This is a genomic window from Streptomyces sp. NPDC006510 (assembly GCF_040611955.1).
Lineage (GTDB): Bacteria > Actinomycetota > Actinomycetes > Streptomycetales > Streptomycetaceae > Streptomyces.
In genome coordinates this window covers 1-10,629 of sequence record NZ_JBEXPH010000241.1, presented here as the reverse complement: position 1 = coordinate 10,629, position 10,629 = coordinate 1, and the positions used below count along the sequence as shown (strand labels likewise).

Genomic DNA, 10,629 nt, shown 5'->3' with positions numbered 1-10,629 from the left:
GGTGAGCGGGCCGTCGACGGCGGGGGCGGGGACGATCCCCTGCTCGCGCAGCCAGCTGTCGTTGTAGACCGTGGACTGGTAGCGGTAGCCCTCGTCCGGGAGCACCATCACCACGGTGCTCCCCGGGTTCCGCTCGGCCCACCACGACGCCACCTGGAAGGACGCGCCGCTGGTCGGGCCCATGAACAGGCCGTGTGCGCGGTAGAGCTCATGGGTCGCGTGGAACGCCTCGGGGGCCGTCACCCAGTGGACCTCGTCGTACGCCGCGTGCTTGACATTGCCCGGGTGGATGCTGCTGCCGAGGCCGCGCAGCATGCGCGGTCCGTCCGGGCTGCCGAAGATGATGCTGCCCTGGGTGTCCACACCGACCAGGTGCAGTGCTGGGCCGGTCTGGCGCAGCGCGGCGGCGAGTCCGCCGGTGGAGCCGCCCGAACCCACCGGGCCCACCAGGCAGTCCACGGCGCCGACGGTGTTGCCGATCAGATCGGCGACGACGCCGTACGCGCCCGGGTTGTCGGGGTTGTCGTACTGGCCGGGGACGAAGGCGTCCGGGTACTGCCGGCGCAGCTCGGCCACGCGGGCGAGCCGGGCGCCCTGGATGCCGCCGGCCTGGCCGGTGTGCTCGACGATCTCCACCGTCGTACCGAGCATTTCGAGCCGGTTGCGCAGATCCCGGTCGATCGCCGAGTCGCCGACGATGGTCAGCGGGTAGCCGCGCAGGCGGCAGACCATGGCCAGGCCCAGGGCGAAGGTGCCCGAGGAGGTCTCGATGATCCGGGTGCCCGTGGAGATCAGGCCGGCGGCCTCGGCACGGTCGAGTATGTAACGGGCGGGCAGCAGCTTCATCAGGCTGAAGGCCGCCGCGTAGAGGTTGTCGCTCACCTTGATGATGCGTGGCAGCTCCGTGGCCTCCACGATCGAGGAGTGAGCCTTGGGCAGGGTCGTCGTCGTCATGTCAGTCACCCGTTGTGTAGTTCCACTGCTCGTGAATTCCGAGCTCTTGCAGGAGGTCCTGGGCCAGGCCGGTCCGCTCCTCGGCCTCGGGGTCGTCCCGGTCGAAGAGAAGACCGGCGATGTCCCCGCTGTGTGCCGCCTGTACCCCGACGGCTCCCGTGGTCCGCGCGATGTCGCGGATGCGGTCGAGGTCCGGGATCGGCAGATGACGCTGGTTGATCTCCGTGCTGGCCGTGGCCACCGAGCCCAGCAGGGCCACGTCCTTCATCTGGATGGCCTCCCGGAGCATCGCCTGCAGCCGGGTGAAGAGGTCGATCTCGTCCTGCCCGTAGCGGGCCGGTGAGAGGGCCAGCGTGTCCACTCCCCTCCCGCCGCCCTCGGGGCGTGAACCGAAGCCGAGGACCCGCATGGCCGGCATCCGGTAGCCGAAGTCCTCGATCACCGTGCCCTCACGCTGGGCGAAGAGGACGGTGGACTCCTCGAACATGAGGGAGTCGGACGCGGTCTCCGCGCGCACCGCGATCCGGGCGACGTCCTGCGGCGGCAGCGGGCTGACGAACGCGTCCTTCACCGCCCAGATGGCCGCGAGCACATCGCTCGTGGACGAGCCGAAGCCCCGGCACAGCGGCACGTCACCGGTGAGGTCCAAGTGACCGCCCGCCGGCTCGGCGCCCGGCGGGGTCACGGCGCGGACCGCGAGTTCGGCCGCGCACCGCGCCTTGCCCTTCCACTCCGGCGTGACGGTGACCTCGGCGCCGGGGGCGGGGATGAACGTCGCGCGGGTCGCGTGAATGGTGCAGGGAAGAGTGACAAGTCCTCGGGTGAGCCCGCCGTCACCGGTGAACACGCCTTGCAGGATCTCGCCGTGGTGGACGGGGGCTGAAGCTACCCCGACACGCCAGCCGGAATGATCAACCATTTCCTTGACTTTCTGTTGCCGGGAGCCGTGGCCTGCGGATGGCTTCACGCTATGCAGGCCGCAAGCTGCCGCCCGGCGGCATGAGCGGCAGCCCGCGGGCAATTCGGCGTCCGGCGACGACGGCGCACGCAACAGGTGCCCGGGTCCGCCGTCGTGGCGGGCCCGGGCACCTGTGGGTCGCCGGGTCAGTGGCGCGCCCCGCGCAACTCCTCGGCCAGCACCTTTCCGATCTCGCGCAGCGGCTCGGCCGTGGTCATGTCCCAGTGCTCGCAGTCGATGTCGTACTCCTCGACCCGGCCTGTGACATGGGGTGCCCAGGCGTCGGCGCCGCCCGTCGCGGCCGGTGTGCGGGCGGCGTTGAAGAACACCGCGTCGCCGCCGAACCGCCGCCGGGGAACGTACCGGTAGCGCATCTCCAGGTTTCCGGCCGTGGCGGTCACGACCGCCGCGGCCTGGGCCGGCTCCAGCGCTCCCAGGATCGCGTCCTCGGCGCGCAGCACGTCGGCCAGTTCCGCCGCGTCCGGGGTGGTGTCGGCGCACCGGATGTCGAGTTCGGCGCCGCGGCCGCCGAGCAGCGCGGTCAGCACCTCCCGGCCGGTGATGGCGGGTGGCCGGAATCCGTCGGGCAGCGGGTAGGAGTCGAGCAGCGCCAGGAGCGCCACCTCCTCGCCCTGCTCCTCCAGTCGGGCCGCGACGGCGTGCGCCACCAGACCGCCGAACGACCAGCCGAGCAGGTGGTACGGGCCATGGGCCTGGACCGCGCGGATCTCGGCCACGTAGCCGTCCGCCATCTCCTCGATGCCGGCCGGCCGGTCCGAGGGGCTGGTCAACTCCTTTGCCTGGAGCCCGATCAGCGGCCGCCGTCCGCCGATGTGCCGGAGCAGACCGGCGTACGACCAGCTCATCCCGGAGATCGCGTGGACGCAGAACAGCGGGGCCTCGGTGTCGGCGGCGGACGCGGCCCGGATCGGCAGCAGCGTCTCCATCGGGTCGCCGCCGGTGTTCGTGGCGATGTGCTCGGCGAGCAGCACCGGCGTCGGGGACTGGAACAGGTCCCGGATGGTGACGCGGGTGTCCCAGATGGAGCGGATCCGGCCGATCAGCCGGGTGGCGAGCAGCGAGTGGCCGCCCAGTTGGAAGAAGTGGTCGTCGATGGTGACCGATGTCAGTCCGAGGACCTCCGCGAAGAGGCCGCACAGGACTTCCTCCGCCGGGGTGCGCGGCGCCCGGCCGCCGGTGGTGTCGGCCTGCGGCGGTTCGGGCAGCGCACGGCGGTCGAGCTTGCCGTTGACCGTCAGGGGCAGCGCCTCCAGCGGCACGATCGTGGCCGGCACCATGTACTCGGGCAGGGCCGCCACCGCGTGCCGGCGCAGTTCGGCAAGGTCCGTCCGGCTGCCTTCGGTGGGCACCACGTACGCCACCAGCCGTTTGTCACCGGGCCGGTCCTCGCGGATCAGCACCGCCGCCTGGGCGAGGGAGGGGTGCCGCAGCAGCGCCGATTCGATCTCACCCGGCTCGATACGGAAACCCCGCAACTTGATCTGGTGGTCGGCCCGGCCGAAATATTCCAGCGCGCCGTCCTGGCTCCAGCGGGCCAGGTCGCCGGTCCGGTACATCCGTGAGCCGGGCGCACCGTGCGGATCGGCGACGAACCGCTCCGCGCTCAGTACGGGCTGTCCGATGTAGCCGTGGGCGAGGCCGTGCCCGGCGACGTAGAGCTCGCCGGGGACGCCCGGTGGCAGCAACCGGAGGTTCTCGTCCAGGACATAGGCGTGTTTGCCTGCGATCGGCCGTCCGATCGGGATGGCGGGCGCCGGCCCGGTGAGGGTGTGGGTGGTGGTGAAGCCCATGCTTTCGGCCGGCCCGTATCCGTTGACCAGGTGGAGGTGGGGGTGGTCGGCCAGTGCCTTGGCGGTGTGGGCGGGTGAGGCGGCCTCACCGGCGGTCATGGCCTCCTTGATCCGGGAGAAGGCCGCCGGGTGCTCGTCGAGCATGTGGTTGAACAGGCTCGCCGACATCTGGAGGGTGGTGATCGCGTGCCGCTCCACCAGCTCCGCGATCTGGTGCGGGTCGGTGTGCTGGCCCGGCTGAAGGACGCAGACGCCGCCGTGCAGGAGCGGTCCGAAGACCTCCAGGGCGAAGGCGTCCCAGGACACCGGTGAACTCTGCAGATAGGTCTGCCCGGGTCCGAAGTCCAGGTAGTCGGGGCCGATGAAGGTGGCGGCCAGCGCCCGGTGCGAGGCCGCGACGCCCTTGGGGACTCCGGTCGACCCGGAGGTGAACATCACGCAGGCGATGGACTCCGGGTGTCCGCCCGTTTCCACCGGTGTTCCCGGCAGGGTGCTGATCGCGGGTATCTCCGCGGTCAGGTCGACGAGGGTGGCCGGGGTCGACAGGGCCGTCAGGTGGGCCTGGGTGACCAGGGCCGCCGGATCGGTCTGCCCGAGCACGGTGTTCAGCCGGTCGGCGGGGAACTGCGGGTCGAGCAGGGTGTATCCGGCCCCGGCCTTCAGGGCGGCGAGCAGTGTGGCGATCAGTTGCGGGGACCGCTCCAGGTGGATGGCGACGATGCTGCCCGGGGTGACCCCGCGTGCGGTCAGGTGCCGGGCCAGCCGGTTGGACCAGATATCCAGCTCCTGGTACGTCACCCGCTGGTCCTCGTGGACCAGCGCCACCGCGTGCGGGGTGCGGGCGGCCTGCTCGGTGAAGAATGCGTCGAGTCCGAGGCCGGGCGCCGACGACTGCGCGCCGCCCCACTCCCGCAGCTGGGTCCGCTCGTGCTCGGACACCATCTCCAGCTCCGCGAGGGGCAGATCGGGGGTGGTCACGGCGCCGGTGAGGAGCCGGACCAGACGGTCCGCGGTGGCTTCGATGGTGCGGGCGTCGTACAGGTCGGTGGTGTATTCGATGAGGATGTCGAGGCCATCGGGCCGGCCGTCCGCGGTGCGGTTCTCGGCGAACGCGAAGGTGAGGTCGAACTTCGCGACGGAGACCGGCGGGATGGCGAACTCGCTGCCCAGTCCGGCGAGTCGGGGGGCCTCGTTGCTGGTGTCGCCGACGGTGAGCATGACCTGGAAGAGGGGGTGCCGGGCGGTGGTGCGCTCGGGGTTGAGGGCTTCGACGAGCCGGTCGAAGGGCAGATCCTGGTGGGCCCAGGCGGCGAGGTCGGTCTCCCGGACCCGGGTCAGCAGCTCGCGGAAGCTCGGGTCGCCGCTGATGTCGGTGCGCAGGACGAGGGTGTTGACGAAGAAGCCGACGAGGTCGTCGAGCTTCTGGTCGGTGCGCCCCGCGACGGGTGAGCCGAGCGGGATGTCGTGCCCGGCTCCGGAGCGGGACAGCAGGGTCGCCACGGCCGCCTGGGCCACCATGAACAGCGTGGTCCCGGTGTCCTGGGCCAGCGACATCAGGGCGGTGTGCAGCTCGGCGGGGCAGTGCACGGCGTGGGTGAGGCCCCGGTTGGAGGCGACGGCGGGGCGGGCGTGGTCGGCGGGAAGCGTGGCTTCCTCCGGCAGGTCGGCGAGCACCCCGCGCCAGTGGTCGAGTTGGCGTTCCTCGTCCCGTTCCAGGAGCCGTTGCTGCCAGAGGGAGTAGTCGGCGTACTGGACCGGCAGCGGCTCCCACGCGGGGGCGGTGCCCTCGGTGCGGGCCTCGTAGGCGGTGGCCAGGTCGCGGAAGAGTGGTCCGTTGGACCAGCCGTCGGAGGCGATGTGGTGGATCACGAGCATGAGGACGTGGTCCTCGGCCCCGAGCCTCAGCAGCTGTGCCCGGTACGGCGGTTCGGCCGCCAGGTCGAAGGTCCGGCCGGCCTGGGCGGCCAGCCGCTCCGTGAGTTCCTCCTCGGTGGTGGTGATCAGGGGGAGGTCGATGGGGCTCGGGGGCAGGATGTGCTGGTGAGGGGTGCCCTCGTGGGTGGGGAAGACGGTCCGCAGGCCCTCGTGACGGGTGGTGAGGTCGGTGAGGGCGGACTGGAGTGCCTGGCGGTCGAGTCGGCCCTTGAGCCGCAGGGCGAGCGGGATGTTGTAGGTGGCGGACGGGCCCTCCATCTGGTCGAGGAACCACAGCCGTTGCTGCGCGGAGGAGAGCGGGACGATCTCCGGCCGCTCCCCGGCCGTCAGCGCCGGCCGCCGCTCCCCGCTGCCCTCGGCCGCGATCCGCTCGGCCAGCTGCGCGACCGTCGCGTACTGGAACAGGTCCCGGATGGTGATCTCGGTGTCCCACACGGCCCGGATGCGGCTGATGAGGCGGGTGGCGAGCAGGGAGTGCCCGCCGCGCCGGAAGAAGTGGTCGTCGATGGTGACCGACGGCAGTCCGAGAACGGCCGCGAAGAGGCCGCAGAGGACTTCCTCGGCAGGCGTGCGGGGCGGGCGCCCGCCGGTGTCGGCGCTCTGCTGGGGTGCGGGCAGGGCGCGCCGGTCGACCTTGCCGTTGGTGGTGAGCGGGATCTCGTCGAGGACGACGAAGGCGGACGGGACCATGTACTCGGGAAGTGCGCCGGCGATCTCGCGGTGCACCGCGTCTGTGTCGATGCGGGCGCCGTCGGCGGCGACGAGGTAGGCGGCGAGCCGCTTGTCGCCGGGCCGGTCCTCCCGGACCACGACGGTCGCCTGGCCCACTGCCTCCTGGGCGGTCAACGCGCTCTCGATCTCGCCGAGTTCGATGCGGAACCCGCGGATCTTGACCTGCTGGTCGGCGCGGCCGAGGTATTCGAGGGAGCCTTCGTGGTTCCAGCGGACCAGGTCGCCGGTCCGGTACATCCGCGTACCGGCAGGGCCGTACGGGTCGGCGACGAAACGGTCCGCGGTCAGCGAGGCCCGGTTGAGATAGCCCTGCGCCAGGCCGGCTCCCGCGATGTACAGCTCGCCCGGAGTGCCCGGCGGCACCAGCCGCAGCCCCTCGTCGAGGACGTACAGCCGGTGGTTGTCGAGAGGCTCACCGATCGGGATCGCACCCGCGTAGTCCAGCGGCCGATGGATGCGGTGAGTGGTGGCGAAGGTGGTGGTCTCCGTCGGACCGTATCCATTGACAACGGTGACGTCCGGGCAGTGGTCCATCACACGGCGCACCGCCTCCGGCGGCACCACGTCACCCCCGGCCCACACCTCACGGACCCCGGCGAACGCCCCGGGCGCCTCCTCCGCCATGACACGGAAGAGACCTGCGGTCATCCAGAGTGCGGTGATCCGGTGCTCGGTGAGCAGCCGTTGGTAGTCGGCGGGGGCGAGATGGCCTCGGGGGGCCACCACGACCGTGCGGCCGTTCAGCCACGGCGCCCAGATCTCGTACGTCGAGGCGTCGAAGGCGGCCGGCGAGTGGAACAGCACGCGTCGGTGGTTGCCGTTGGCGTACATGCTCTGCGCGGCCAGGTCCGCCACATTGCGATGGGTGACCGCAACACCCTTGGGCACCCCCGTCGAACCCGAGGTGAACATCGCGTACACCGGCTGGTCGGGGTGGATGGTGTGGGCGGGAGCGGTGGCGGGCAGCCGGTCGAGGTCAATGGTGTCGCCCAGGACGATGATCCGCGCGTCGGCTTCCTGGACGACCTGGTGGTCCGAGAGCGCCTGGTCGGTGAGCAGGACCGGCGCCTGTGTGTCGGCCAGGATCCGGACGAGGCGGCTGTCGGGGTCGGTGGTGTTCAGCGGGGCATACACGGCACCGGTTTTGACCACGGCGAGCAGCGCGGTGAGCAGGTCGGTCGAGCGCTCCATCAGGACGGCGACCACGTCGTGCCGCTCGACTCCGGCGTCGATGAGGTGGTGGGCCAGCCGGTTGGTGACCTCGTCGAGTTCGGCGAAGGTCAGATCGTGGTCCTCGTCGACCAGGGCGATGGCGTCCGGGGTGCGGGCGGCCTGGGCGGCGAACAGCTCCGCCAGGCTCTGCTCGGACGTGCCGGTGGCGGTGCCGCTCCGCTCCTCCAGGAGCAGCCGCCGCTCGTGCTCGCCGAGCAGGTCGAGGACCGACAGCGGGGTGTCGGGCGAGGTGACCACGGCCTCCAGCAGCCGGTTCAGCCGTGCCATGAGGGCGTCGATGGTCCGGGCGTCGTAGAGGTCGGTGGCGTACTCGATGGTGATGTCCAGGCCGTCCGGCCGGCCGTCGCGGGTGCGGTGCTCGGCGAAGCCGAACGTCAGGTCGAACTTGGCGATCTGGAGGGCGCTGTACTCGGTCCGGGCGTCGAGCCCCGGGAACCCGATGACGTCCGACCCGGCCTCGCCCATGGTCAGCATCACCTGGAAGAGCGGGTGGCGGGAGGCGGAGCGCTCGGGGTTCAGCACCTCGACGAGCCGGTCGAAGGGCAGGTCCTGGTTGTCCCAGGCGGCCAGGTCCGTCTTGCGGACCCGGGTGAGCAGGTCGCGGAAGCTCGGGTCGCCGGTCAGATCGGTGCGCAGCACCAGGGTGTTGACGAAGAAGCCGACCAGACCGTCGAGTGCCTCGTCGATGCGCCCGGACACCGGGGAGCCGATCGGGATGTCGGGTCCGGCCCCCGAGCGGGACAGGGCGGTCGCCACGGCGGCCTGTACGGCCATGAACAGTGTGGCGCCGGACTCCCGTGCGAGGTGGGTCAGACCGATGTGGAGCTCGGCCGGCAGGTGGACGTCGCAGGTGGCGCCCACGTACGAGGCGGAGGCCGGGCGCGGACGGTCGGCCGGCAGGGTGGCCTCCTCCGGCAGGTCCGTCAATGCCTGGCGCCAGAACTCCAGTTGGCGGGATCCGGCGCTCTCCGGGTCGTCGCCCTCGCCGAGCAGTTCCTGCTGCCACAGGGTGTAGTCGGCGTACTGGACCGGGAGCGGCTCCCACGCGGGGGCGGTGCCCCGGGCGCGGGCCTCGTAGGCGGTGGCGAGGTCCTGGAGCAGGGGTGCGGTCGAGCCGCCGTCCGACACGATGTGGTGCATCACGATGAGCAGGACGTGCTCCTGCTCGCCCAGGGCGATCAGGCGGGCCCGGATCGGCAGGTCCACCGCGAGGTGGAAGACCTGGGCGGACTCCTCGGCGAGAACGGCCGGCAGCATCGCGGCGTCGGCCGGGACGACCGGCAGTGGGAGTTCCACGTCCTCCTCGGCGAGGATGTGCTGGTACGGGGTGCCGTCCTGGTCGGGGAAGAGGGTGCGCAGGCTCTCGTGTCTGGCGACCACGTCCAGGAGCGCCGACTGAAGTGCCGGGCGGTCGAGTTCGCCGTTCAGCCGGACGGCGAGCGGAATGTTGTAGGTGGTCGACGGCCCTTCCATCTGGGCGATGAACCACAGCCGCTGCTGGGCGAAGGACAAGGGAATCACTTGGTCACTCCCATCCGGCGCATCGGCCGAAGTCTGGGCCGTGCGGCCTCGGCGCCGTCGAGCTTCTCGACGAGCGTGGCCACGACCGGGTTTTCGAAGAGGGTCGCCACGGAGAGTTCGACCCCGAGTACGGTGCGGATCCGGCCGGCGAGCCGGGTGGCGAGGAGCGAGTGCCCGCCGAGGTTGAAGAAGTGGTCGTCGATGGTGACCGACGGCAGCCCCAGCACCTCCGCGAAGAGGCCGCACAGGACTTCTTCCTTGGCGGTGCGCGGTGCGCGCCCGGTGGCGGCGTCGTTGCCGAACTGCGGGGCGGGCAGGGCGCGTCGGTCGACCTTGCCGTTGACGGTGAGCGGGATCTCGTCCAGGACGACGAAGGCGGACGGGACCATGTAGTCGGGCAGCAGCCCGGTCACCTGCCGCTGGACGTCCCCGGGTTCGATCCGGGCACCTTCCTCAGCGGTGAGGTAGGCGACGAGGCGTTTGTCGCCGGGCCGGTCCTCCCGGACCACGACGGTGGCCTGGGCCACGCCCGGACGGCCGGCGAGGACGGTCTCGATCTCGCCCGGTTCGATGCGGAAGCCGCGGAGTTTGACCTGCTGGTCGGCGCGGCCGAGGTATTCGAGGGAGCCTTCGAGGTTCCAGCGGACCAGGTCGCCGGTCCGGTACATCCGCGTACCCGCAGGGCCGTACGGGTCCGCGACGAAACGGTCCGCGGTCAGCGCCGGCCGGTCCAGGTACCCCTGCGCCAGGCCGGCTCCCGCGATGTACAGCTCGCCGGGGGTGCCCGGCGGCACCAGCCGCAGCCCCTCGTCCAGAACGTAGACCCGGTGGTTGTCGAGAGGCTCACCGATCGGGATCGCACCCGCGTAGTCCAACGGACGGTGAATGCGGTGAGTGGTGGCGAAGGTGGTCGTCTCCGTCGGACCATAACCATTCACGACCGTGATGTCGGGCCAGTGGTCCATGACCCGGCGCACCGCCTCCGGCGGCACCACATCACCACCCGCCCACACCTCACGCACTCCGGCGAACGCCTCCGGGATCTCCTCCGCCACGACGCGGAACAGACCGGCCGTCATCCACAGCGAGCTGATCCGGTGCTCGGTCAGGAGCCGCTGGTAGTCGGCCGGGGCCAGGTGTCCTGCGGGGGCCACGACGAGGGTGCCGCCGTTGAGCCAGGGCACCCACATCTCGAACGTCGACGCGTCGAACGCCATCGCCGAGTGGAACAACACCCGGGTGTGATTCCCACTCGCGTACATCGTCTGCGCAGCCAGGTCCGCCACATTGCGATGCGTGACCGCAACACCCTTCGGCACCCCCGTCGAACCCGACGTGAACATCGCATACACCGGCTGATCCACATGCACCGACACCCCAGGATCCGAGGCGTCCGAGGAAACACCCTCACCACCCGACACCGAACCCAGCACCCGCACACCCGCCGGCAACACCAGCGAACCCGGATCCCGGTCCGTCACCAGA

At 71.2% G+C, this 10,629-nt stretch carries 4 protein-coding genes; all 4 read right to left on the bottom strand.

The genetic code is table 11. From position 1 onward, the window contains the following. On the bottom strand, window positions 1–954 hold a 954-nt coding region (locus tag ABZY11_RS39060; RefSeq protein WP_356483722.1), incomplete at its 3' end, for a cysteine synthase family protein. A 1-nt stretch (window position 955) separates the two neighbouring features. After that, complete coding sequence (locus ABZY11_RS39055) at window positions 956–1,801, bottom strand: kinase (protein WP_356483721.1); 846 nt, start codon at window positions 1,799–1,801, stop codon at window positions 956–958. A gap of 257 nt (window positions 1,802–2,058) precedes the next feature. After that, window positions 2,059–9,144 (bottom strand): amino acid adenylation domain-containing protein, encoded by a 7,086-nt coding sequence (locus ABZY11_RS39050; RefSeq protein WP_356483720.1) that lies wholly within the window; start codon window positions 9,142–9,144, stop codon window positions 2,059–2,061. After that, a partial coding sequence (locus tag ABZY11_RS39045; protein WP_356483719.1) for a non-ribosomal peptide synthetase occupies window positions 9,141–10,629 on the bottom strand: 1,489 nt, incomplete at its 5' end. The genes ABZY11_RS39050 and ABZY11_RS39045, both read right to left, overlap by 4 nt.